Source organism: Paraburkholderia sp. SECH2, assembly GCF_030464795.1.
Classification (GTDB): Bacteria; Pseudomonadota; Gammaproteobacteria; order Burkholderiales; family Burkholderiaceae; genus Paraburkholderia; species Paraburkholderia aspalathi.
This window is the reverse complement of the sequence record NZ_JALPRH010000007.1, coordinates 244,357-267,516: the sequence shown is the minus strand read 5'-3', so window position 1 is coordinate 267,516 and position 23,160 is coordinate 244,357. Positions and strand designations below refer to the sequence as shown.

Sequence of the window (23,160 nt, the reverse complement as noted above, 5' to 3'; positions counted from 1 at the left end):
TGAGATCGGCCAGTGCTCCAACCACGCTAATTGCGTAGCTTCAGTCATCATCTGTCAGCAACTTGTCGAGAGGCACTCCGTGCTTGACGAACGGCGAACGGATCACGATGTAACTGAAATACTTCTCGATGCCGAGATTGCGGTCGAGCAGGCGTTCGATCACTTCCTGGTAGTGACCGATGTCCTTGACGACGAACTTGAGCAGGTAATCGTACCCACCGCTCACCAGGTGACATTCGGTAATTTCGTCGAGATCGCGCACGTTCGCCTCGAAACGCACGAAGTCGTCGCGCCGATGATCATGCAGCATGATTTCCGTGAACACTGACACGATGCTGGTCACTTTCGCGACATTCACGTGCGCACCGTAGCCCGAAATCACACCGGCTGATTCAAGACGCCTGACGCGCTGCAGGCACGGGCTCGCAGAAAGACCGACCGCGGCCGCGAGATTCGCGTTGGTGATGTTGCCGTTCCTCTGCAATTCGCCGAGGATCTTGATGTCGATCCGGTCGAGTTTTGGTCGGTTGCTCATATCGTTCTGTTCTCGAATCGGCGGGCGAACCGGCTTTCCCGCTAAACGCGGGAAAGCTCCTCGTGATGCGCCTTGACGAACTGCGCCATGCTGGTGAACCTGAAATCGACAGAAGGCTCCGCGAATGTGCGCATCGTCGCGCCGAGCCCGCGCTGCTCGAAGCGCCGATGAATCCAGCATGAACGAATGTCTAACCGGTTGGCCGGCTCATGATCGTGGTACATGCTGTCCGCGACGTGCAGGATTTCGTCCTTACGCACGCCGAGTCTCGACAGCACGTCGAGCATATATTCAAAATTACGGCTCGACGGCTTGTAGCTTCCCACATCCTCAGCCGTGACAACGACGTCAAAGGGCACATGCAGCCTGGCGCGGCTGTATGTGAAATTCTCGTTGTCCACGTTCGATATGATGACCAGCTTGAAGTACTTCTTCAAATACTGCAGCGTACTTGCCGAATCCGGGAACGCAGGCCAATTGCGCACCGAACGACCATAGGCCTCCGCCTGCTCGCGCGTGTAGCTGACGCCCCATTCCTCCGCGAGCCGCTTGTAGACCACCTCGAGCAGCCGGTTGTACGGCATGTCGGGCGTAGCGTTCTGCTGATATGACTCGTGGCGGGCGTGCGCTTCCAGCACCTGGTCGCGCGTCGGTGGCGGGTCAAGCGATGCGACCAATGCTGACAGGCCCGCGACGATGCCCGATTCCCAGTCGATCAGGGTGCCATAGCAGTCGAACGTCAGGGCCTTAAAATCCGTCAGCCGCATGAAGGGCTCCTTAACTGGGGTGTTCCGGCTTGCGCGGAACTCGCCGCGCCCGCACCGGCGCGGCAAATCAAACCGGCACAAAGGCCGGTAAACTTATCGACTACTTACTTCTGCAGCAGCGCTTCCTGGTGAGCCTTCGCGAATTCGGCCATGCTGTTGAATCGGAAGTTCACAGTGGGTTGCTCACCGGGGTTCATCGTTGCGCCGAAACCGGTTTGCGAATGGCGGCGATAGATCCAGCACGATGCAAGTCCGAACGCGTTCGCGGGCTTGTGGTCGTGGAACAGACTCTCGGCGGTGTGGAGGATCTTCTCCTTCCGGATGCCGCGCTCACCCAGCTTTTCCAGCTTGTCCAACATGTACTCGAAGTTTCGCGGCGACGGTTTATAGGAGCCGACGTCCTCTGCGGTGATGATCGCATCGAATTCGACCTGAAGCTTCGCGTTGCTGTACGTGAAGCTGTCATTGTCGATGTTCGACAGGATGACCAGCTTGTAGTGCTTCTTCAGATACTGCAGCGCGTTCGCCGAGTCCTCAAATGCCGGCCAATTGCGTATGGACTTGCCGTAGGCGAGGCACTCCTCGTACGTGAAAGGCACCTGCCATTCCTCGGCGAGTCGCTTGTACACGATCGGCAGCAGTTCCTGGTAACGCTTGGCCGGCGTGTAGGCCTGCTGCGACGACTCATGACGTGCGTGTGCTTCAAGAACCTGATCCCGCGTCAGCGGCGGGTTGACGCGTTCGAGCAGCGGACGCAAACCCTCGAAAATACCCGTTTCCCAGTCGATGAGCGTGCCGTAGCAATCGAAAGTCAGTGTATCGAAGTCGGTCAGTTTCACAGTAACGCCTCCTGTTGGTTGGTGAGCTAGACATAGTCTATTGGGCACGCCCAGCAACCGTTACTTATGTGGTCCACCGCATCGGCAATCTCTGTTGCTCGTCCGCACACCAACAGCAGAATCTGCTGCTGGCTTCTGCCTGGCATGTTAGCAAAAGGCGATCGCTGAATACCTTGCTGCAGGCACCCAAGCAGACGTTATCGCCGCTGCGGCCCAAACATCCGCGACAACGCGCGCGCAAGCTCCTTAACAGCGGCATCCGCCGTCGGACGATGCAGCAGCGCAATATCCATGGTTTCGATCGAAGGCAACCCGCTCTTCGATGTCAGCACCGCGTGATCCGCCAGCACCGCGCGCGCGGGCAGCAGACTGATCCCGAGACCATCGGCAACAGCTGCCTGGATTCCGCTCAAACTCGAACTGATAAAGCTCATCCGCCAGCGGCGCCCGAGTCCTTCGATCGCGTTGGTCATGTCGTCACGGTATAACCCGCGCGGCGGAAACGCGACGATCGGAATCGGATCAAGGTGGATTGAAGGATTCTTCGCACTGTCGATCCACCTCAATTGCTCCGGCCAGCACGCAACGGCCTCACGGCTGTTACGCCGTTGCTTCACGAGAATCAGATCCAGATCGCCCCGATCGTAGCTATTGCTCAGGTCGCGGCTCAATCCGCTGGTCACTTCCAGCTTGACCTGCGGATGCTTGCGGTTGAACGCGGCAAGCATATGGGTTGTCGGCCCGCCGACGAAATCTTCCGGCACGCCCAGCCGGACCGTCAGCCCCACCGTCGCGCCCGAGAGCGCTTCAATCATTTCATCGTTGAGAGCAAGCATGCGGCGCGCGTAGGCGAGCAAGGTTTCGCCGGCATCGGTCGGACTCACGTCGCGACTGCCCCGCTCGAGTAGCTTGTGCCCCGCCATATCCTCGAGACGCCGCACCTTCTGGCTGATGGTGGACTGCGTGGAATGAAGTCGTGCGGAAGCCGCAGTAAAGGTGCCGCAATCGGCCACCATGACGATGGCCTTCAGCAGATCCAGATCGAACAACGGTGTACGCGCTTTGGCGTTGGGTTTCATTGAGCCTCCAGTCAGACGCCGCCATGCCGGATAAGGGCATACGTCTAATCAATACTATTCGATTTCGCACTGATATGCATTTGAACATTTAATTTTTGAATATTGGGTGACGTGGATAACATCAAGCGATGTCGAAGCGGTGGCCACTCGACGGCCGATTACTCCGCGTCGACATCAGACAAAAAACTCGAATGTGGGCGAAACGCGGCATGACGCCGCCGTGCCGGCAGAAAAAAGCGCCACACCGAGACACATACCCGGAGACAGGCATGCAGCAAACGCAGTTGAAGAAAAGTTGGAGAAAACCACTCGCAGGCATCGGCGCAGGCATGATGCTAGTGGGCACGGCAGGTGCGCAGTCCAGCGTCACGCTGTACGGAATCGTCGATTCAGGCGTGACCTACACGAACAACCAGCAAGGCCACTCGGCATGGCAGGCGACGGCCGGCAACGAGTCCGGGCCGCGCTGGGGGATGCTCGGAACGGAAGATCTGGGTGGCGGCCTGAAGGCAAACTTCCGGCTGGAAAACGGTTTCAACCTCGAAAACGGCGCGGCCGGCCAGGGCGGCCGGATGTTCGGCCGTCAGGCATGGGTCGGCGTGAGCGGCGACAAGCTGGGCGCGCTGACCTTGGGCCGCCAGTACAACACCGTCCAGGACATTCTTGGCTCGATCCAGATCAGCAATACGCTGGTCCAGTATTCGACCCACCCGTTCGACAACGACGACATCAACAATACGTTCCGCACCAACAACGCGGTCAAATACGTCTCGCCGATCATCGCCGGCTTGCAAACCAACCTGATGTACGGCTTTTCGAACGCAACCGGCTTCGCTGCGAACAATAGCTGGAGCGCGGGTGTGACGTACACGCACGGTCCACTCAATGCCGGCGCGGCGTACGCACGTATGAATCAGCCCGCCAGCAGCGCGGCGGGCGCGGTCGCATCCGACAATTACTTTGCGTCTTCGGCCGCCGTATTCGGCACACATCTCGGCGCCGCGACGCGTCAACAGATCTGGGGCGCGGGCGCGACCTATGCCATCGGGCCCGCCACGCTCGGACTGCTCTACACGGGCACGGACTTCAACATGGCGGCAGGTGGCGCCTTGCGCTTCGGCAACTACGAGGGAAGCCTGCGCTACGCGCTGACGCCCGCGCTGATCGCGGCCGCCGGTTACACCTACACCCAGGTGTCGCAAGGCGACGCCAGCGGACACTATCACCAGGCCTCGGCCGGTCTCCAGTACCTGTTGTCCAAGCGCACCGACGTGTATGTGAACGGCCTCTACCAGAACGCCTCGTCGCGCATCGGTCATGCGTGGATCGACGGCATCGCAGCGCCCTCGTCGACGACTTCACAACTGGCGTTCGTCGCCGGCCTGCGTCAGAAGTTCTGACTGGACACGCAAGACACCTCGGGAACGACCCCATGAAACTTCGCTTTCTGCTAGCCGCGCTGCCATTCATCGGCATCTATTCAGGCGGCTCAATTGCCGCCGGTACGCCGCTCCTGTTCGGCCTGCCGTTTCTGCTCGTCTGGAATCTGTTCTGGATGGCTGCAACGGCGGCCATCCTCGCCATCATCTATTGCCTCGACACACGCGACGAAGCGGCGCAAGCGGCCGAGCAGACGGGAGGTGGGCAATGAACCCGGCACTCGTCATCATCGTTCTGTTTGCCCTCTTCGCGCTGGCGGTCGGCCTGTACGCGCGGCGCGGCAAGACCTTCAGCATGGAGCAATGGGCGGTCGGCGGACGCGGCTTCGGGTCGCTGCTCACCTTCTTGCTGATGGCAGGTGAGGCGTTCTCGACCTTCTCGTTTCTCGGCGCGAGTGGCTGGACCTACAGCAAAGGCGTGCCGGCGTTCTACATCCTGTCGTACGGCTGCCTCGCATACGTATTCGGTTACTGGATGCTGCCCCTCATTTGGCGTTATGCGAAGGAACGCGGCCTTGTGTCGTTCGCCGACTATTTCGCTTCGAAGTACGACAGCCGCGCCATCGGCGTGCTGGTGTCGGTGGTGGCCGTCTTCGCAATGGTGTCGCTGCTGATCATCCAGTTACGCGGTCTCGGCATTATCGTCTCCGAGATGTCGTATGGCCTGATCTCGCAGGAAACGGCCATCTGGATCAGCGCTACGCTGATGGTCCTGTATATGAGCGTCTCCGGCATCCACGGTTCGGCCAGCATTGCGATCTTCAAGGACGTGCTGATCCTCGGTCTTGCGATTTTTCTCGGCACGTATTTGCCGCTGCACTACTTCGGCGGCTTTGGCGAGATGTTCGCGCGCATCGATGCCGTCCATCCGGAACTGCTGCGTATGCCGGAGCACGGTTTCAATCTGAGCTGGTACAACTCGACACTGCTGCTGACATCGCTGGGCTACTACTTGTATCCTCATGGTTTCACCGCCGTCTACGTGGCACGCGATGCGTCTGCGCTGCGCAAGAACACCATGCTGATGCCGATCTACCAGGTGTTGATCGCGTTCCTGTTTCTCGTCGGTTTCGCCGCGGTGCTGACCGTGCATGGGCTCGAAGGCGCGCAAACCGATCTCGCGCTGCTGCGGCTCGTGAAGCAGACTTTCCCATCGTGGTTCGTCGGGATCGTCGGCGGCGCCGGTCTGCTGACGGCACTGGTACCAGGCTCGCTGATCATGCTCAATGCGTCGACGATGATTGCCCGCAACATCTATCGCGAAGGTTTCGCACCGCAGGCGAGTGACCGGCAAGTCGGGCGCGTCGCACGCATCGCGCTGCCGCTGTTCACGCTGGTTGTCGTCTACTTCGTGCTGCGTGGCGGTTCGAACTTCGTTGCGCTCGCAATCTTCTCGTCGAGCCTGCTGACGCAACTCGTCCCTATGCTCGCCTCGAGTTTCCTGAAGCGCCCGTTCGGCACCCGGGAAGCCGCGTTCGGCGGCATCTTCGCGGGCGCAATCGTGCTGGCGCTGGCGAACTGGCGCGGCATGACGCTGGCCACTGTTTTCCCGGCCGCACCGATCGCCTTCACCTCCATCAACACGGGCCTCGTCGCCTTGTTCGCCAATGCCGTGGTGTTCATCGCGATCAGCGCCGCGCAGCGCGCGCTGCGGGCTCGTATCGCCACTTCCGTCGAATCGGCATGACCACCATGACTCGCTCTATTCTTCTTTCCAACGTCCGGCTGGCTGATGGCCAGGCGGTTTCCGTAGCCATCGCCGATGGCCGCATCACGGCGCTCGGCCCGCATGTCGAAGCGCAACCTGGCGTGCTGGCCGAAGACGGCGGCGGCGCATTGCTGCTGCCGGGTTTCGTCGAAGGGCACACGCACATCGATAAAAGCCACTGGGGCCGCTCGTGGTATCGCAACGAGGTCGGACCCGCACTAACCGACCGGATCAGCAACGAGCGCGAATGGCGCAAGACGTCGGGACACGATGCGGCCAGCCAGTCGCTCACACTGTCGCGGGCATTCGTGCAGGCAGGCACGACGCGACTGCGTACCCATGTCGACGTGGATACCGACGCCGGCCTGCGTTATATCGAAGGCGTACTCAGCACGCGGCAGACAATGCGCGATGTGCTGGACATGCAGATCGTCGCGTTTCCGCAATCGGGGATGCTGATCCGTCCCGGTACTGTCGAACTGCTAGGCAGCGCACTCGCTGCGGGCGCTGATGTTCTCGGCGCGCTCGATCCTGCGTTGATCGACGGCGATCCCGTCGCGTCGTTGAACGCGACCTTTGAGCTGGCGGAGCGCTATCGCAAGCCGATCGACATCCATCTGCACGAACCCGGTGAAGTCGGCGCGTTCACGCTGAAACTGCTGCTCGATCGCGTTGCCGCTACGGGCATGCAGGGGCAAGTCGTCGTCAGCCACGCATTTTGCCTCGGCGCATTGCCCGAACGTGAACGCGACGCGCTGCTCGAACGGATCTCGTATTTGCGTTTAGCGCTTCTGACCAGCGCGCCGCCGTCTCGTCCCGTTCCGCCGCTCAAGGTTTGCAGGGACAAAGGCATCACGATCTTCGGCGGCAACGATGGCATTCGCGACACCTGGTCGCCGTATGGCGTGCCGGACATGCTCGAGCGCGCGATGCTGATCGGCATGCGCTATGACTTGCGACGCGACGACGACCTCGCAATTGCCTTCGACTGCGTGAGCGACGCTGCCGCTCGAGGTTGCGGTTTCGCCGACTATGGCCTGCGTATCGGTGCACGCGCGGATCTCGTACTGGTCGATGCCGAGTGCGTCGCGCATGCCGTGGTTGCACGGCCAAAACGCAAGCTGGTTATCGCAAACGGACGCATCGTCGCGCGCAATGGAGCGCTGGTCGACGCCGCGTAACTGTGCGAGAGCACCTTAAAAGACACAAGAAGAATTGGCATATGAACGATAAGCAACAGGTCGACATCCTGATCGAGCACGGCTGCGTGATCACAATCGATGCCACACGCCGCGTTATCGAAGATGGCGCAGTGGCCATCAAAGGGGACCGCATCGTCGCCGTCGGCGAGACAAGCGAGCTTGCGCAGCAATACCAGGCAGACCGCGTAATCGACGCGCGCCGCAAAGCGGTGCTGCCAGGCCTGATCGATGCACACGCCCATGCCGGGCACGCGATGTTGAGGACGATTGGCGGCGCGAACGGCGATGCGTGGTCGGCGGCGTGCGAGGCGATCTATACGCGCGCCTCGGACGAAACGTTCTGGGAAATGGAATCGCATCTTGCGGCGCTGGAGCGCCTCAAGGCGGGCGTGACAACGGGTGTATCGCTGCTCGGCGGCGGGGACTCGATCATGCGCGTCGACGACCCCGTGTACGCGCGGCGTCACTGCGACGCGGTGGTTAAAACGGGCACACGTTCGATCGTCGCGGTCGGTCCGTCGCGGCCACCCGAACCACGCGCTTACACCCGGCACGGCGCGAACGGCAGCGTGACGCGCGACGTCGATTTCGCGCAGATGTATGAGGTTTGCAAAGAGATCATCGACGCATGCCATGGCGATGCCAACGGCCGTATCCAGATTGCGTTGACGCTGCCCGTCTACGCTCCGCAGCACTATCCCGAGCACGCGGCACACGAACGCAGCGTCCGGCTTCAGGCCGAGCGCTACACGGCGCTGGCCCGCGAGCGCGGTCTAAGTCTGACGCAGGACGGCCATCGCGCCGGTTCGCTCGATTTCGCGCATCGCGAGCTGGGACTGCTGAACGCGAAGTCGTTCATGTCGCATGCCATCGATCTCACCTCCGAGGATATCGCGGCGTGCGTTGAAACCGGCGCCTCGATCGTGCACAACCCAAGCGCGATCATGTCGATCATCGGACGTTGCCCGGTTCCGGAACTCATCGATGCCGGCGTGACGGTGGCGATCGGCTCGGATGGCGCGGCGCCCGATCGAGGCTACGACATGTTCCGCCACATGTGGCAATGCATGCATTACCACCGTCGACATTTTCGTGACCCGGACGTCCTGCCGCACGGCAAGGTGCTCGAAATGGTCACGATCGATGCCGCCAAGGCGTTGTCGCTTGACCACGAGCTCGGTTCGCTCGAAGTGGGCAAGCAGGCCGACATCATTCTGGTCGACCTGTTCAAGCCGCACCTCATGCCGATGAATATGCCTGTTCATCGCGTCACCTGCTTCGCGAATGCCGGCGACGTGTGCATGACGATGGTCGGCGGCAAAGTCCTGATGGAGAACTACCGGGTGTTGTCGGTCGACGAAGGGGACATTCTGGAGCGCGTGCAGGTGGCCGCGGATCAAGCGTTCGACCGCGCAGGGCTGCGTCATTTGCTGGAAACGCCGCCTACATTGTGGCGAGGTAGCCATTATTGAGGGTGGAGCGGCTTGCGACGACGCAAGCCGCTCCAGACACCGGCTCGGTGCCCGACAACAACTTCAACCTCAGCCGACAGAGCCCACGCCTGCCGACGTGACCTTAAACAACAAGCGGGACGAATCGCCCCAGAATTGCCCGCTTCGAACAATGGCACGTTCTGCCGGTACTGCAGCAACGGCAGCGGCCGCATTCGGCGCTTTCACGACGACAAAGGTCGCCTCATTGCCGACCTTCAATCCGTAGTCACCTTTCCCCAGCACCGCAGCGCCTGCTTCCGTCGCCATGCGAAGCCCAACGCCCAGTTCTTCATCCGTATAAAAACCTGAGCGATAACCAACCAGCATGGCCCGTTGCAACATATCGCCGTTGCCGTACGGCCACCACGCGTCCTGAATGTTGTCATTACCGGTGAACACACGCACTCCGGCTGCGCGCAATTGCAGGATCGGCGGGAACGCGCGGTCGCCCGGCGCATTCGTCATGATCGATACACCGGCTTCTGCAAGCGCGGCGGCGATACGATCCACCACCTCGGGTGCGACGTCGCCGAGCCCGTAGGCGTGGCTCACCGAAACCCGGCCGTTCAACCCCGCTGCACGGGTACGCGAGGCAATGCGATGCAGTTGATCGATCCCCTGCTGCTCAGGCTCATGCAGGTGAATATCGATTTTCACGCCACGCTTTTCAGCAATGCCGAAGACAATATCGAGCTGGCCATCGGCGTCGCCATCCAGCGTTGTCGGATCGATTCCGCCCACCACCTGCGCACCCTCACGGGCTGCCGCATCGAGCACCTCCGCCGTCCCCGGACACGACACGACGCCCGCCTGCGGGAACGCGACGAGTTCGATATCCACCACGCCACGCCATTTCTCGCGCGCTTCCATCACGGCATGCAGATTGGTTAGACCCGTCGTCGCGTCGACGTCGACATGGCTGCGCATCGCAATGGTGCCGAACGACGCAGCCTGGCGGATCAGCGCGTCGGCGCGCTCGACGATCGGCCCGGCGCTTGCCAGTTCCTGCTTTTCGATAGCGAGCCGCTCGCGCAGGCTTGTGACATGACGATGAGGACGCCAGCGATCGCCAACGAAGCTTTTATCGAGGTGAATATGCCCGTCGACGAAACCGGGCAACACCAGGTGCCCGGCCAGATCGACGACTTCCGCGCCGCCGATCGCGGGACGTTCCGGACCGATGGCCGCAAGGCGCCCCTCACGCACGGCGAGGTTGAGCGGGTTGCCGTCGGCGTCTACGGCATTGACGAATACGCGGTCGAACATGGTTCTGGCCTCTGCAAATCAGGACTCAAGCACGCATCCAGCGCGCCCTGATCGGGTTGCGTTCGTTGCGCCGCATGGTCTTGTGTGGAATGGATCGTTGAACCATATCGGACCGCCGATATATCCACAAATTAAATGTTGGAATGGCCTGTATTCATTTTCTGGATAGATCGGCGTACTGTGCGGCTTTTGCGGCACTTTGATGGCGCCGACGGCGCCGAACTTCAATATCGCGCCGGCCGCGCTGCTGGAACTGAAAAGCCGGAATGGCCCGAATGGCCCGATCCGGGCGCGGCGACCGGCTGCTTTACTATTGTCGGTCGTCAATATCATACTGTCGTACTTATTGCATTCCGCTTTTGAGGAGGCGCCGATGACTGTCCAACTCACGCCCGAATTCGCGTCCAAATTCGCCAATCTCGCGCTCGCCCACCTCACGCGCGAGTATCCGAACAAGCTGACCCACTCGCTTGCCGGCCCGCAAGACGTGCAAGGTCCGCGCGCCCTGCATCCGATTTTTTACGGCAGCTACGACTGGCATTCATGCGTGCACGGCTACTGGTTGATCCTGCATCTGCTCGACCGTTTTCCCGATCTGCCTGAAGCAGCGCGCATCGTTGCGGTGGTCGACGAGCATTTCACCGAAGCGAATGTGGCTGGCGAACTGGCGTATCTCGACCTGCCGCACAATCGCGGTTTCGAGCGTCCGTATGGATGGGCATGGCTGCTCGCGCTGAGCGCGCAACTTCATTCGTTGAAGCTCTCGGAGGCCGCGCGCTGGTCCAAGGTCTTTGCGCCGCTTACCGCGACTTTTGTTAGCCGCTTCGAAGAATTTCTGCCGAAAGCGACCTACCCGTTGCGCGTCGGCACGCACTTCAATATGGCATTCGCACTTGCGCTCACGCTAGATTTCGCGCGGCAGACTTCGCGTGAATCGCTGGAGGCGTTGCTGGTAAATACGGCGGAGCGCTGGTTCCTGAACGATGTCGCCTGTCAGGCCTGGGAGCCCGCCGGCGATGAGTTTTTGTCGCCTTCGCTGATGGAAGCGGAATTGATGCGGCGCGTGTTGCCGCCCGCGCAATTCGTCGAATGGTTCAGACGCTTTCTGCCCGATCTCGGCGCGAAAAAACCCGCCACGCTGTTCGAACCCGTCACAGTAACCGACCGTACCGACGGCAAGATCGCGCACCTGGACGGTTTGAATCTGAGCCGTGCATGGTGCCAGCGGTCGCTGGCGCGCGCACTGCCCGCCGGCGACGTGCGTCGGACTGCCCTGTTCGATTCGGCCGAGCGGCATCTTCTAAGCGCCCTGCCGCATGTGGCGGGCGACTATATGGGCGAACACTGGCTGGGCACGTTCGCCACGCTCGCGTTGGAAGCGTGAGCAGCGGCCCGACGGGGGCCGAATTGAATGCAAAAACGGCGCCGCAAGCGTGAAACGGTTTGGATTCAGCTACCGTTCTGCGCCGCAAGCGCCGTTTTCTTTTGCCGGGTGATTCAGAAGCCGCCTGGTGCAGCCCCGCCGCTGAATCCGCCGGCTTAACGCATTACTGGCCAGTCAGCTTTTTAGGCTTCGGCGGCGCCTGAACCTTGTTGTACTGAAACTCCGGCGTCGCCTTCAAGGCATCTTTGGTCGCGCCGGCCAGATAGAAATTCCCGCCGCGAATATCCAGCGCAGCGATCGGCACCGCTACGTCATGCGACGCCACGCCGAGAAATCCACCTGCGGAGACGATGGCAGCAGACAGCGAGCCGTCGGGAGCGACCACCAGATCGCGGATCGAACCAATCTTCTCGTTCTGGTCGTTGTAGACGGCCTTACCGAGAATGCTCTTCTTCACGCTCCAGCCGCTCAGCAGCGCATTGGACTGTTCGACCGTGACGCTCAAAGGTTGCGTGCCGGCGACTTGCGCCTGTGCACCAAAGCTGGTTGCAGCTACCGCGACCACGACAACAAGTTTGCTCAACGTCATATCGCTCACTCCGTTCTTAGTAGACTTGACCGGCGCATGGTTTGCGCCGAAGGAATCGCTGCCAAACGATGATACAGACTACGCGGCGGGTCTGCATCCAGACGTGTCGCGCGAACGAAACGCCCCCGTCGCTGCCACGAAAAGGCGGAGGCGCGGCCCAAAGCGCATAACGGTAAAATCGAGCCAGGCGATGACGCCCGTTTAGAGGTGGAAGTTTGACTGAGCTTGAACAGGGTTTCATTTTGACCCGACACTGGCGGGATACCCCCGCCGGCACGGAGGTAGATTTCTGGCTGGCAACAGACGGCGGGCCCCGTCACGTGCGCCTGCGTCCTCAGCCTTCGGTAGCCTTCATTCCGGCCGACCACCGCGAGCGAGCGGAAACCATCCTGCGCCGCGAAGCGCCGCTCGATCTGCGCCCGCTCGAACTGTGCGACTTCCAGCATCGGCCGGTGATGGGGCTTTATTGCCCGCAATACCGGCAATTAACGGGTTTCGAAAAACGCCTGAAACAAGGCGGCGTCGATGTCTACGAGGCCGACATCTTCCCGCCCGAGCGCTACATGATGGAGCGCTTCATTACCGCGCCGGTGTGGTTCGCCGGCGACGCACAGCATGGCGGCCCGCTTCTGAACGGCGAATTGAAGCCGGCCACGAACTACCGGCCGTCATTGAAGCTGGTGTCGCTCGATATCGAAACCAGCGCGCACGCCGAACTCTATTCGATCGCGCTCGAAGGTTGCGGGCAGCGCCAGGTCTATATGCTGGGGCCGCCGAACGGCGATGCGAGCGGCGTCCACTTCGACCTCGAATACTGCGAAACCCGCGCGCAGTTGCTCGAAAAACTGAACGCGTGGCTGGAACGGCACGACCCCGACGCGATCATCGGCTGGAACCTCGTGCAGTTCGATTTGCGTGTGCTGCAGCAGCATGCCGAACAATATCGCGTGCCATTACGGCTCGGCCGCGGCGGCGCGGTCATGGAATGGCGCGAGCATGGCCATAAGCAGAACCATTTCTTCGCGGGCGCTGCGGGAAGATTGATCATCGACGGTATCGAAGCGCTGCGCTCCGCCACGTGGACTTTCCCTTCGTTCAGCCTCGAATACGTTTCGCGCACGGTGTTGGGCGAAGGCAAGTCGATCGACAATCCGTATCAGCGCATGGATGAAATCCAGCGTCGCTTCGATGAGGACAAACCTGCACTCGCGCAGTACAACCTGAAAGACTGCGAACTGGTCACGCGCATCTTTGCGAAGACCGAGTTGCTACCGTTTTTGCTGGAGCGCGCGACGGTCACCGGCCTGCCCGCGGATCGAAGCGGCGGATCTGTCGCGGCGTTCACGCATCTGTACATGCCGCGGATGCATCGGCAAGGCTACGTTGCACCGAATCTCGGTGACGTAGCCGGTGCCGCGAGCCCCGGTGGCTTCGTGATGGATTCGCGGCCCGGCCTCTACGACTCGGTCCTGGTGCTCGACTACAAAAGCCTGTACCCGTCGATCATTCGCACCTTTCTGATCGACCCGCTGGGTCTCGTGGAAGGCATGCTCAATCCTGGCGACGATCAATCGGTGCCGGGTTTTCTCGGCGCACGCTTCTCGCGCACCCGCCATTGTTTGCCGTCGATTGTCGGCCAGGTGTGGCAGGGGCGCGAAACCGCCAAGCGCGAGAACAACAAGCCGCTTTCGCAGGCGTTGAAGATCATCATGAACGCCTTCTACGGCGTGCTCGGCTCCACAGGCTGCCGGTTCTTCGACCCGCGCCTTGCGTCATCGATCACCATGCGCGGCCATGAAATCATGCACACCACGCGTGAGCTCATTCAGGCGCAAGGCTACGAGGTTATTTACGGCGACACGGATTCGACCTTCGTGTGGTTGAAGCACGCGCATAGCGAGGAAGAAGCGAGTCGCATCGGCCGGGCGCTTGTCGAACATATCAACGCGCAGTGGCGGCAGAATCTGCAGAAACGTTTCGGCCTCGAGAGCGCGCTCGAGTTGCAATTCGAGCGGCACTACAAGCGCTTCTTCATGCCGACGATTCGCGGCGCCGAGGAAGGCAGCAAGAAGCGCTATGCCGGGCTGACTATCTTGCCGGACGGTGGCGAGGAGATCGTCTACAAAGGGCTCGAAACGGTGCGGACTGATTGGACGCCGCTCGCCCAGCAGTTCCAGCAGGAACTCTACGGGCGAATCTTCAGGCAACAGCCGTATCAGGACTATGTGCGCGACTACGTGCGCGATACGCTGGCAGGAAAACTGGACGATCAACTCGTGTACCGCAAGCGGCTACGCCGCTCGCTCGGCGACTACGAGCGCAACGTTCCGCCCCATGTGCGCGCGGCTCGTGTGGCCGACGAGTTCAACCGGCAACAGGGGCGTCCGCTGCAATACCAGGACGGCGGCTGGATCAGCTATGTGATGACAACCGCCGGACCAGAACCGCTCGAAACCTTGCGCTCGGCGATCGACTACGAACACTATCTGACCCGGCAGTTGCAACCGGTCGCCGACGCGATTCTGCCGTTATTGCGCGATGATTTTACGACCTTGGTGTCGGGGCAGAGACAGTTGTTCTGAGAGCAGCATTGGCAATGAATGCTTCGCAGAAGCCACATGACACGTCTGCTTGAAAAACAACCGCCGCATCCTCAGAAGCTCGTGCGCAAGCCAATGCGTGCAAGCGTCTGCGACCGGTTGCTCGCCGCACCGTCCGGTTGCAACAAACCGTTGATCCACGCCCGCGTCACCGCCGCATCGCCGCCCGCTCGCTGATACATCGCTTCAATATAGCCAGTGGTGCGCTTCGAGAAACTGTATTGCAGCGCCGTGGTGATCTGCTGCGCCTTGTTGTCCAGCAGCACGTCGTTGCCTTTCATATACGCATAGTCGAGGCCGAGGGTCCATGCCCCGGAGATCGTCCACGCCGCACTGCCCTTGTACACGTCGATCTTCGCACCACTCGCCGTATTCTTCGTGTTTGTGTACAGCAGCATGGCCAGAACGCTGCCGAAGTTATAGTGCGCGCCGACCCCGAAATTGCGGATACCGTCGTGACCGTCGCCCAGTTGCGGATATTTCACTTCGACATACGCCGCGCCGATGCCGAACGGACCGTTCGCATAGTTCGCACCGAAGCTCATGGTGGAGTCTTCCGAGAACGAACCCGGAACGCCACCAAAGCCAAAGAGCGCGCCGAAAGTGAAGCCCGATATATCCGGGCTGCGATACTTGACCGAGTTCCCCACACGCGTTGCGCCCGCCATCCGGTCAAAGTCGAACGAACCGGTCGGATTGTTCGGCACGCCCAACGCAGTAAACGGCCCCTGACGAAAATCGTAGATACCGCCGAACAGGAACGCGCCGTCATACAGTCCGAGCGTCAGCGTCTCGAACATGAAGTCATACTGATTGCCGAAGGTCAGCGAGCCGAAGCGGTCGTTGGTGAGTCCCACCAGGGCTGTGCGATTGAAAAGCTGTCCTGCGCCGGGGATCGTCGCGCCGCTGCCCAGATCGAACTGCGACGTGAGTTCGAAGATCGCCTTATTGCCGCCGCCCAGATCCTCACTGCCTTTAAAGGTCAGCAAATCCGGCGACAGCACGCCGCTGTCGAACAGCGTCGCGGCGCCGCCATGCTGGTTGTTCACATAGGTGACGCCCGCATCGATCACGCCTTGCAGTGTCACGCTGCTTTGCGCGCCTGCGAAACCCGGCGCCATCAACGCGACCGTGCAGCCTGCTAGCGAAAAGCGCTTCGTCTTCGTCTTGTTCATGCTTGTCCCCTTCCATCGTTGTTGAATATATTTCGCTGCTCGATACGAATGGCAACGCGCGTGAGCGCCGCCCCCTGACACGGACCGTCGATGCACTGACCGTCTTCGAAACGGAACATCGCGCTGTGATGCGCGCACATCAGCAATTCGGCGTCGTAAGCCCAGAACGTGTTCGGCTCGTAGTTCAGCGGAATCGAAAAGTGCGGGCAGACGTTGCGATAGGCCCAGGCGTCATCACCCCGGCGCACCACGACGATGCCAGGGGCACCGGCTTGCTCAGCGGCAACTTCCAGCGCGCCGCCGTCCGGGATATCGTCGAGCGCGCACAGAAAGCCCGCATGGGGTTCGGGACTTGCGGCATTCATGACCTGCCCTCCTCACGCGAGTCGTCGACTCATCACGAAGTCGCGCTGGACTTCGAAGAACGGGCTCGGCAAGTCCCATTCCTTCGCGGCCGAAGCGCTGTGGTTCGGCACGTAGTCGATTACGAGCGAAGGCTTCGCGCCGAATACCGCGTCGGAGTCGACATACGGATCACCAGCGGAATACAACGCGGTGGTGAGCGTCTCGTAGCCGGGTGCCTCGATCAGGAAGTGGATATGCGCGGGCCGCATCGGATGACGTCCGGTCGCGAGCAACATCTGTCCGACCGGGCCATCGGTCGGAATCGGATAGCTGGTTGGTTTGATAGTTCTGAATGCGTATTCGCCGTTCGGTCCAGAACGGAATTTGCCGCGCAGGTTGCTCTCGGGCTGATCAGGATCCTGGCCTTCGTACATGCCGTTATTGGCCGTTTCCCACACCTCGATCAATGCGCCGGGCACTGGTGCGCCACGTTCGTCGACGAGACGGCCGTGGATCAGCGTCGGCTCGCCTTCGGTGCGCGCGATGTTGGCGCCGAAGGCCTCATCCTTCGCGCCCTCGCGGTAGAACGGACCGAGCAGGCTGCTCTCGGTCGTGTCGCCTGCGCGCTCGTGATTGATCGCGTCGACCATGATCGACAGGCCGAGCGTGTCCGACAGCAGGATGAACTCCTGGCGAATGCCGCTGCACTTGTTGCCGGTCGCCGTCAGGAATTCAATGCCGCGGCGCCACTCCTCGCCAGTCAGTTCAACCTCGCTGGCAAATGCATGCAGATGCTTGACCAGCGCGGTCATGATCTGCTTGAGTCGAGGATCGGTGCAGTCGGCAAACGTCCTGAGCACGTTCTGCGTCAAGGGGTGAATGGTTTCGTCGTTCATTGTCGACCTCATGCGCGATGGGGAGCCGACGGCGCTTCGACGGAATCGGGCGATGCATCGCGCGGCGAAGCTTGCTGTGAATCTTGTTGAGAAGCGCCGGCATCGACGAATACAACGCGGCGTCCCACGGGGAACAATTGCAGTCCGTAGCGGCGCGATACGAAGCCCCACAGCCCTTGCGGGAAGAACATCGTCACAACGATCGCCAGCGCACCGAGCCCGATCAGATACCAGGTGCCGAAGTCGGAGAGGAACTGGTTGAGCACAAAGAAAATCAGCGCGCCGACAATCGGCCCTTCGAGCGTGCCCAGGCCGCCGATCATCACGATGAAAATGCCGAACGCGGTCCAGTTCACCGAGAACGCCGCGTCCGGCGAGATACGCAGGTTGCCGACGAAATACAGGCCACCGGCCAACGCTGTACCGCACGCGGATACCAGATAGACGAGCAAGCGTGCACGCTTCACGTCGACACCCTGACTGCTGGCCGCCACGGCGTTGTCGCGCATCGCGGTCAATGCGAGACCGGCTTTGGAACGCAGAAACAGATACAGCAGACCGATCGCGGCCGCGACGATAACGAGCGCGAGCCAAAGCGTCAGCGATTCACGCAGCGCACGCGGCACGTCCTGCAACGCGGTGAGGCTGGTGCCCGAACCACCGCCCAGCACCGAGACGTTCGCCACCGTCAGCCGGAACACTTCGGCGATCACCCACGTGCCGATCGCGAAGTAACCGCCTTCGAGCCGGAACGCCACCATCGATACAGGAATTGCGATGACCGTTGCGATTGCCGCCGCGATCGGCACAGCGACGAACGGCGAGATCCCGCAGTAGTTGGCGAGAATCAGCATCCCATAGCCGCCGATGCCGAAGAACGCCTGCTGCCCGATCGACACCATCCCGCCATAGCCCGCCAGCAGATTCCACATCAACGCGAACACCAGATACGACGCGAGCTGCACGAAGTCGCGCATCGCATCGCGCCCGGCCCACCATGGCGCGCTCGCCACCGCCAGCGCGACGATCAGCAGCACGATCATCGCCACGCGGCTCGCACGCGTCGCGCGCCGCACTTCGAAGCCCCCTGCGGGCCGGTTCATATGCATCATCGTCATATCGAGCCTCTATGCGGTTTTGGGCAGCAAGCCCTGCGGCCGGGCCACCAGCACGCCGAGAAACACCACGTGGCCGAGCCAGATACCCCAGCCGGGATCGAAGTAAAAACCCACCTGCTGCGCAATTCCAAGCGCCATGCCGCCGACGAAGGTGCCCCAGAACGAGCCCATCCCGCCGATGATCACGGCTTCGAACGCGTACAGCAGCAATGCCGGGCCATCGGTCGGCGACACCGCGGTGCGCATCGAATACAGCGCGGCAGCGACTGCGATCAGCACGAACGCGATGCCCATCGCGAGTGCATAAGTGCGGCGATAGGAGACGCCCATTAGTTGCACGATCTCGCGGTCATCCGAGGTGGCGCGAAACGCGCGGCCAAGTGACGTGCGGCCGAACAACCACTGCATGGCGAAAGCCAAAGCGGTGGTGACGACCAAAGTGACGAGCGGCAAATAGCCCAGCGTGATACCGCCCGCGAGCGTGAGGCTCTTCGATTCGAAGCTGCCGGTTGCGATCGAACGCGGATCGGCGGAGAACACCTGTTGCAATACGTTCTGGATCACGATCGACAAGCCGAACGTGACGATCAGCGAAGGCAGCGGATCGCGGCTGCTCACCCGATTGAGGATCGTGTACTGCACCGCGTAACCCGCACCAAACGCAATCACGAGCAGCAGCACCAGCGACACGGCGAGTGGCAGATGCGCGTAGTTCGTCAGGGCGAACAGCACGAACACCAGCAGCACGATGAAATCACCGTGCGCGGTGTTGGTGAGCCGCATCACGCCGAATACGAGCGATTGCCCCATCGCGAAGAGCCCATACAGCGCGCCGAGCAGCACGCCCTGTACGACGATATTGATGAACGTGTTCATGCGACCGCTCCAAAATATGCCTGTGTGATGGCCTCGTCCGACACCTCGGCCGACACGCCCGCCAGCGACACGCGTCCTTCCTGGAAGCAATAGAAACGCGACGACACGCGGCGCGCCAGTTGCACGTCCTGCTCGACGACGATTGCACTCATGCCGTCTGCGACAATCGCGGGCAACGCCGCATAGATCTCGCGCACGATCACCGGCGCGAGGCCGAGCGAAAGTTCGTCGCACATCAACAGATCGGGATTGCTCATCAGCGCGCGGCCGATCGCGACCATCTGCTGCTGACCGCCCGACAAGGCCGTGGCCGCATGGTGACGGCGCTCGCGCAAGGCCGGAAACAGCGAGTAGACGCTTTGCAGGTTCCAGCGGCCGGGCCGTTTGGAAAATGCGCCGAGCAGCAGGTTTTCTTCGACGCTCAGGCTCGCAAACAGACGCCGCCCTTCCGGCACCAGCGCAATGCCCTTGCCGACAATGCTCGCCGCAGCAGCGCCGCCAATCGGCTCGCCGCGATACAGGATCTGCCCGGCGGAACGGGGGCGCAGCAGCCCCGCCACCGATTTCAGAAAGGTCGACTTGCCCGCGCCGTTGGAGCCGATCAGCGCGATCACCTCGCCGGGTGCGACTGTCACGTCGATGCCGAACAGCGCCTGGAAGTCGCCGTAAAACGCGCTCAGCGCGCGAGTCTCCAGTAATGCCGACATGGTCACGCCTCCAGTCCGAGGTACACGCGCCGCACTTCGGGGTCGTCCATCACGGCGCCGGGCAGGCCTTCAGCAAGCCGTTTGCCGAAGTTGATGACGAGCAGCCTGTCGGCCACCGCGAGCAATGCATGTACGACGTGTTCGATCCACACGATCGTCACGCCCGCTTCTTTCACGCGGCGAATCTCGTCGACGAGTTCGTGCGTTTCGGGTTCGGTCAGGCCGCCTGCAATTTCATCCAGCAGCAACAACTGCGGCTGCGTGGCCAATGCGCGGGCCAGTTCGAGGCGCTTGCGATCCAACAGCCCCAGCGTGCCGGCCAACTGGTTGGCGCGCGCTTTGAGCCCCGTGCGTTCGAGCACATCCATGCAGACGTCGTAGGCCGCGTGCTCGGCCAGTTCGCCACCGAAGGTCGCGCCGACCAGCAGGTTTTCGAATACCGTCATGCCGCCGAACGGCCGCGGCACCTGATACGAGCGGCCGATCCCCGCCGCGCATCGGCGATGTGGCGATAAGTGGTTCACGTCCGCGCCGTCGAATTCGACGCTGCCCTGATCGGGCCGCACGTCACCGCTAACGAGGTTGAACAGCGTGGTCTTGCCGGCGCCGTTCGGGCCGAGAATGCCGTATGTCTCGCCGCGTTCGACCGCGAAGCTGATGTCGTCGGTCACCTGTAGCGCGCCATAACGCTTCGACACGCCGGTCAATCTTAGAACTGGGTTCATCACCGCTCTCCGCTATACATTCACGCGATCAGCTTGAGCGGGCCGGATAGCGGCACGTTCGGCGCGAGCTGGTTGTTGACGATGGCGAGATCGAAGCGATGCTTTTGTCCCTTCACCCATTGGCCGCCTACCAACGGCGTCTTCGCGACGTTCTTCACCGGTCCGCTGCCCCATGCGACATGACCGACCAGCGTATCGAGCTTCGTCGCTGCCACTGCGTCGCGGATCGCTTCATTCGAGTCGATGTCTTTCGCGCGCTTTAGCGAATCGACGGCGATTTCGAACAACGCATGCGCGAAACCGATCGGCTGCGTCCATTGTTTCGACGTGATGCGCTCGTAGTCGTCCGAGACTTGCCGCGCGCTTTGTCCCGTCAACGACGACTTGAACGGATGCGAAGGCGACCACCACACCTCGGTGGAGAGGCCATCGCCGAGATCGCCGAGCGCTTCGATCGAAGTGGGAAACAGCAGTGCCTTGCCGATCGAAATGACTTTGGGCTTCAGTCCTTGCTGACGCGCCTGCACGAGGAAGTTCTTCGCATCGGGCGGAATCACGACACCGGTCACGATCTGCGCATTCGCCTGCTTGAACGACGAAATCTGCGCGGAGAAGTCCTGCGTCATGCTCTGGAAGCGACCAGGATCCTTCAGCGTGAAGCCTTTCTGCGCGAGCACTGGCGGAAAGCCAAGCTTCGCATCGCCCCAGGCGTTGCCGTCGCCATCGTTCGGAAACAGACCGCCAACACTGTGATTGGTCTGCACCGCTTGCCACATGCCGGTGTAGACGGTGATCACATCCTCGAGCCCCCAGAAGAAGTGATAGGTAAAGCGGAAGCCTTTCTTCGGATCGCCCTTTCTGCCGAAGAACCAGGGCTGCCACGGCACGACCGTCGACACGCAGGGCATCTCGTTCAGCTCGCACGCATCGCTCACCGGATTCGCGGTCTCGGGTGTACCGGAGACGAGCATGATGTCGACCTTGTCCTTCAGGATCAGATCGTTGGCGACTTCGCCGGCGCGATTCGGATTCGACTGGCTGTCCTTGACGACGATCGACACCGGATAGGTTTTGCCGCCGATCACGATGCCGTTTTTCAGCGTCGTCTGCATCTGCTGGATCGTGAAGCGGTCGGCTTCACCGAACGGCGCGAGCGGGCCGGTTTGCGGCGACACGTAGCCGATTTTCAGCGTGCGCGGGCCGGCGGCGAAGACGAGCGGCGAGAACGCCGAGGTTGACGCGGCGAGCGCGCCACCCGCGGCGAGTGTGACGAAGCGGCGGCGCTTCGCATCGAAGGAATATGCGTCCATGGTTGTCTCCTGAATTTTTTTGTATGAGTGGGGGCGTTCGTGCTAATCAGGCCGTCTGCCTTCGAACGCAGCTTCCAGCAGCGCGCGTAGCGGCGTTCGTTCAACCGGCCGCGGATTCCAGTACGGGTTCTTCAACGCGAGATCGAGCGCGAGGTCGAGATCGCTTGCGCTTACACCAATGTCTTTCAACGCGGTAGGCGCACCGTTGTCGCGTGCGAGGTCGAATACACCTTGCGCGGCGTCGTCGGCATGCAGCGCGTGTGCGATACGCTTCATCGCCCCCGGTGCGGCCTCACGGTTATAGGCGAGCACGTGCGGCAACACGATCGTGTGCGTTTCCGCGTGCGGCAGATTGAACGTGCCGCCGAGCGTATGGCACAGCTTGTGATGCAGCGCCATGCCAACGCTGCCGAGCACGGCGCCGCACAGCCATGCACCATAGAGGCAGTCGCCGCGTGCGGCGAGATCGTCCGGTTTCAGCATCACCCGAGGCAGACCTTGACCAAGCGCGCGGATACCCTCTTCCGCCATCAGCGCAATGATCGGGTTCGTGTCCTGCGCGTAGAGCCCCTCGGCCGCGTGGGCGATTGCATTGATGCCGCTCGTCAGCGATAACGCGGGCGGCAGCGACGTGGTCAACGACGGGTCGTAGATCACCGTTCTCGGCAATACCCGCAGATCGCGGCCGGTTTTCTTGATGCCGTCCTCGGTGAGGCCGTAGATCGGCGTCATTTCGGAGCCTGCATAAGTGGTCGGAATCGCGATGATCGGCAGCGAGGTTTCGAGCGCGATCGCCTTGCCGAGTCCGGTCGTCGAACCGCCGCCTATCGCGATCGCGCAATCGGCGCCGACCTGCGCGGCAAAATCGCGGGCCGCGCGGGCGGTTTCGATTGGCACGTGCATCACCGCTTCGGCGTAGACGCCTGTCGCCCGCGAGCCAAGACCTGCCGCCAACGCTTCGGCCTGGGCACGCTGCTGTGGCGTGGACAGCACGATCGCGCGCATGGCGCCGAGCAAGCCGATCTCTCGATCGAGCTGGTCGAGACTGCCCACACCGAAAATCACGCGTGACGGCAGGCCGTTATAGACGAACGATTCCATGGCGGT

22 protein-coding genes and 1 pseudogene are annotated in these 23,160 nt (G+C 61.5%); 8 read left to right on the top strand and 15 right to left on the bottom strand.

Translation table 11 applies throughout. From position 1 onward, the window contains the following. Window positions 1–40 precede the first annotated feature (40 nt). The 4 genes from M0D66_RS15560 to M0D66_RS15545 form a co-directional block, all read right to left on the bottom strand. On the bottom strand, window positions 41–535 hold the full coding sequence (locus M0D66_RS15560) for an Lrp/AsnC family transcriptional regulator (RefSeq protein WP_211706913.1): 495 nt from the start codon (window positions 533–535) through the stop codon (window positions 41–43). A 41-nt stretch (window positions 536–576) separates the two neighbouring features. Then, window positions 577–1,302: a haloacid dehalogenase type II gene (locus M0D66_RS15555; RefSeq protein ID WP_211706914.1), complete on the bottom strand. Its 726-nt coding sequence runs from the start codon at window positions 1,300–1,302 to the stop codon at window positions 577–579. A gap of 104 nt (window positions 1,303–1,406) precedes the next feature. Then, window positions 1,407–2,141, bottom strand: a complete 735-nt coding sequence (locus M0D66_RS15550) for a haloacid dehalogenase type II (RefSeq protein ID WP_211706915.1) — start codon at window positions 2,139–2,141, stop codon at window positions 1,407–1,409. Between the two features lie 197 nt (window positions 2,142–2,338). Next, window positions 2,339–3,220 (bottom strand): LysR family transcriptional regulator, encoded by an 882-nt coding sequence (locus tag M0D66_RS15545; protein ID WP_093645091.1) that lies wholly within the window; start codon window positions 3,218–3,220, stop codon window positions 2,339–2,341. Between the two features lie 269 nt (window positions 3,221–3,489). Here M0D66_RS15545 and M0D66_RS15540 point away from each other — a divergent pair, with 269 nt between their 5' ends. The 5 genes from M0D66_RS15540 to M0D66_RS15520 are packed head-to-tail and all read left to right on the top strand — an operon-like array spanning window position 3,490 to window position 9,041. Beyond that, window positions 3,490–4,620 (top strand): porin, encoded by a 1,131-nt coding sequence (locus M0D66_RS15540; protein WP_211706916.1) that lies wholly within the window; start codon window positions 3,490–3,492, stop codon window positions 4,618–4,620. 32 nt (window positions 4,621–4,652) lie between these two features. Continuing rightward, the gene (locus tag M0D66_RS15535) at window positions 4,653–4,871 is read left to right on the top strand and encodes a DUF3311 domain-containing protein (protein ID WP_093645095.1); all 219 of its coding nucleotides are present in this window, start codon (window positions 4,653–4,655) and stop codon (window positions 4,869–4,871) included. Next, the gene (locus M0D66_RS15530; protein ID WP_093645097.1) at window positions 4,868–6,346 is read left to right on the top strand and encodes a sodium:solute symporter; all 1,479 of its coding nucleotides are present in this window, start codon (window positions 4,868–4,870) and stop codon (window positions 6,344–6,346) included. Before M0D66_RS15535 ends, M0D66_RS15530 begins: the two co-directional genes overlap by 4 nt. 5 nt (window positions 6,347–6,351) lie before the next feature. Beyond that, window positions 6,352–7,548: an amidohydrolase family protein gene (locus M0D66_RS15525; RefSeq protein WP_211706917.1), complete on the top strand. Its 1,197-nt coding sequence runs from the start codon at window positions 6,352–6,354 to the stop codon at window positions 7,546–7,548. Between the two features lie 41 nt (window positions 7,549–7,589). Beyond that, the gene (locus M0D66_RS15520; RefSeq protein ID WP_266210974.1) at window positions 7,590–9,041 is read left to right on the top strand and encodes an amidohydrolase family protein; all 1,452 of its coding nucleotides are present in this window, start codon (window positions 7,590–7,592) and stop codon (window positions 9,039–9,041) included. A 69-nt stretch (window positions 9,042–9,110) separates the two neighbouring features. Here the strand turns inward: M0D66_RS15520 and M0D66_RS15515 are convergent, their stop codons facing one another. Beyond that, a complete protein-coding gene (locus M0D66_RS15515; RefSeq protein ID WP_211706919.1) occupies window positions 9,111–10,328 on the bottom strand; it encodes an amidohydrolase family protein in 1,218 nt (405 codons plus the stop codon). Between the two features lie 202 nt (window positions 10,329–10,530). Here M0D66_RS15515 and M0D66_RS15510 point away from each other — a divergent pair. Together M0D66_RS15510 and M0D66_RS15505 are read left to right on the top strand one after the other, a co-directional pair. Continuing rightward, window positions 10,531–10,617, top strand: a pseudogene (locus M0D66_RS15510) (hypothetical protein); the annotation flags it as partial. Between the two features lie 84 nt (window positions 10,618–10,701). After that, on the top strand, window positions 10,702–11,712 hold the full coding sequence (locus M0D66_RS15505; RefSeq protein ID WP_093645177.1) for a DUF2891 domain-containing protein: 1,011 nt from the start codon (window positions 10,702–10,704) through the stop codon (window positions 11,710–11,712). A gap of 163 nt (window positions 11,713–11,875) precedes the next feature. Here the strand turns inward: M0D66_RS15505 and M0D66_RS15500 are convergent, their stop codons facing one another. Continuing rightward, window positions 11,876–12,301, bottom strand: coding sequence for a PRC-barrel domain-containing protein (locus tag M0D66_RS15500; protein ID WP_054041262.1), 426 nt, complete (start codon window positions 12,299–12,301; stop codon window positions 11,876–11,878). A 215-nt stretch (window positions 12,302–12,516) separates the two neighbouring features. Here M0D66_RS15500 and M0D66_RS15495 point away from each other — a divergent pair, with 215 nt between their 5' ends. Beyond that, window positions 12,517–14,883: a DNA polymerase II gene (locus M0D66_RS15495; RefSeq protein WP_211706920.1), complete on the top strand. Its 2,367-nt coding sequence runs from the start codon at window positions 12,517–12,519 to the stop codon at window positions 14,881–14,883. 71 nt (window positions 14,884–14,954) lie between these two features. Here the strand turns inward: M0D66_RS15495 and M0D66_RS15490 are convergent, their stop codons facing one another. The 9 genes from M0D66_RS15490 to M0D66_RS15450 are packed head-to-tail and all read right to left on the bottom strand — an operon-like array spanning window position 14,955 to window position 23,154. After that, window positions 14,955–16,076, bottom strand: a complete 1,122-nt coding sequence (locus M0D66_RS15490; RefSeq protein WP_211706921.1) for a porin — start codon at window positions 16,074–16,076, stop codon at window positions 14,955–14,957. After that, window positions 16,073–16,441 carry a Rieske 2Fe-2S domain-containing protein gene (locus M0D66_RS15485; protein ID WP_211706922.1) on the bottom strand — a complete coding sequence of 123 codons (369 nt, stop codon included), beginning with the start codon at window positions 16,439–16,441 and terminating at the stop codon, window positions 16,073–16,075. The genes M0D66_RS15490 and M0D66_RS15485 overlap by 4 nt, the downstream gene beginning before the upstream one ends. A 12-nt stretch (window positions 16,442–16,453) precedes the next feature. Beyond that, the gene (locus M0D66_RS15480; protein WP_244869785.1) at window positions 16,454–17,317 is read right to left on the bottom strand and encodes an intradiol ring-cleavage dioxygenase; all 864 of its coding nucleotides are present in this window, start codon (window positions 17,315–17,317) and stop codon (window positions 16,454–16,456) included. Window positions 17,318–17,325: 8 nt separating this feature from the next. Next, window positions 17,326–18,435 carry a branched-chain amino acid ABC transporter permease gene (locus tag M0D66_RS15475; protein WP_244869786.1) on the bottom strand — a complete coding sequence of 370 codons (1,110 nt, stop codon included), beginning with the start codon at window positions 18,433–18,435 and terminating at the stop codon, window positions 17,326–17,328. A gap of 9 nt (window positions 18,436–18,444) precedes the next feature. Beyond that, the gene (locus M0D66_RS15470) at window positions 18,445–19,311 is read right to left on the bottom strand and encodes a branched-chain amino acid ABC transporter permease (protein WP_200620395.1); all 867 of its coding nucleotides are present in this window, start codon (window positions 19,309–19,311) and stop codon (window positions 18,445–18,447) included. Beyond that, window positions 19,308–20,018, bottom strand: a complete 711-nt coding sequence (locus tag M0D66_RS15465) for an ABC transporter ATP-binding protein (protein WP_211706924.1) — start codon at window positions 20,016–20,018, stop codon at window positions 19,308–19,310. The genes M0D66_RS15470 and M0D66_RS15465 overlap by 4 nt, the downstream gene beginning before the upstream one ends. A gap of 2 nt (window positions 20,019–20,020) precedes the next feature. Beyond that, window positions 20,021–20,743: an ABC transporter ATP-binding protein gene (locus M0D66_RS15460; RefSeq protein ID WP_211706925.1), complete on the bottom strand. Its 723-nt coding sequence runs from the start codon at window positions 20,741–20,743 to the stop codon at window positions 20,021–20,023. Between the two features lie 20 nt (window positions 20,744–20,763). After that, window positions 20,764–22,053, bottom strand: a complete 1,290-nt coding sequence (locus M0D66_RS15455; protein WP_266210973.1) for an ABC transporter substrate-binding protein — start codon at window positions 22,051–22,053, stop codon at window positions 20,764–20,766. Between the two features lie 42 nt (window positions 22,054–22,095). Next, complete coding sequence (locus M0D66_RS15450; RefSeq protein ID WP_211706927.1) at window positions 22,096–23,154, bottom strand: maleylacetate reductase; 1,059 nt, start codon at window positions 23,152–23,154, stop codon at window positions 22,096–22,098. Window positions 23,155–23,160: the final 6 nt, after the last annotated feature.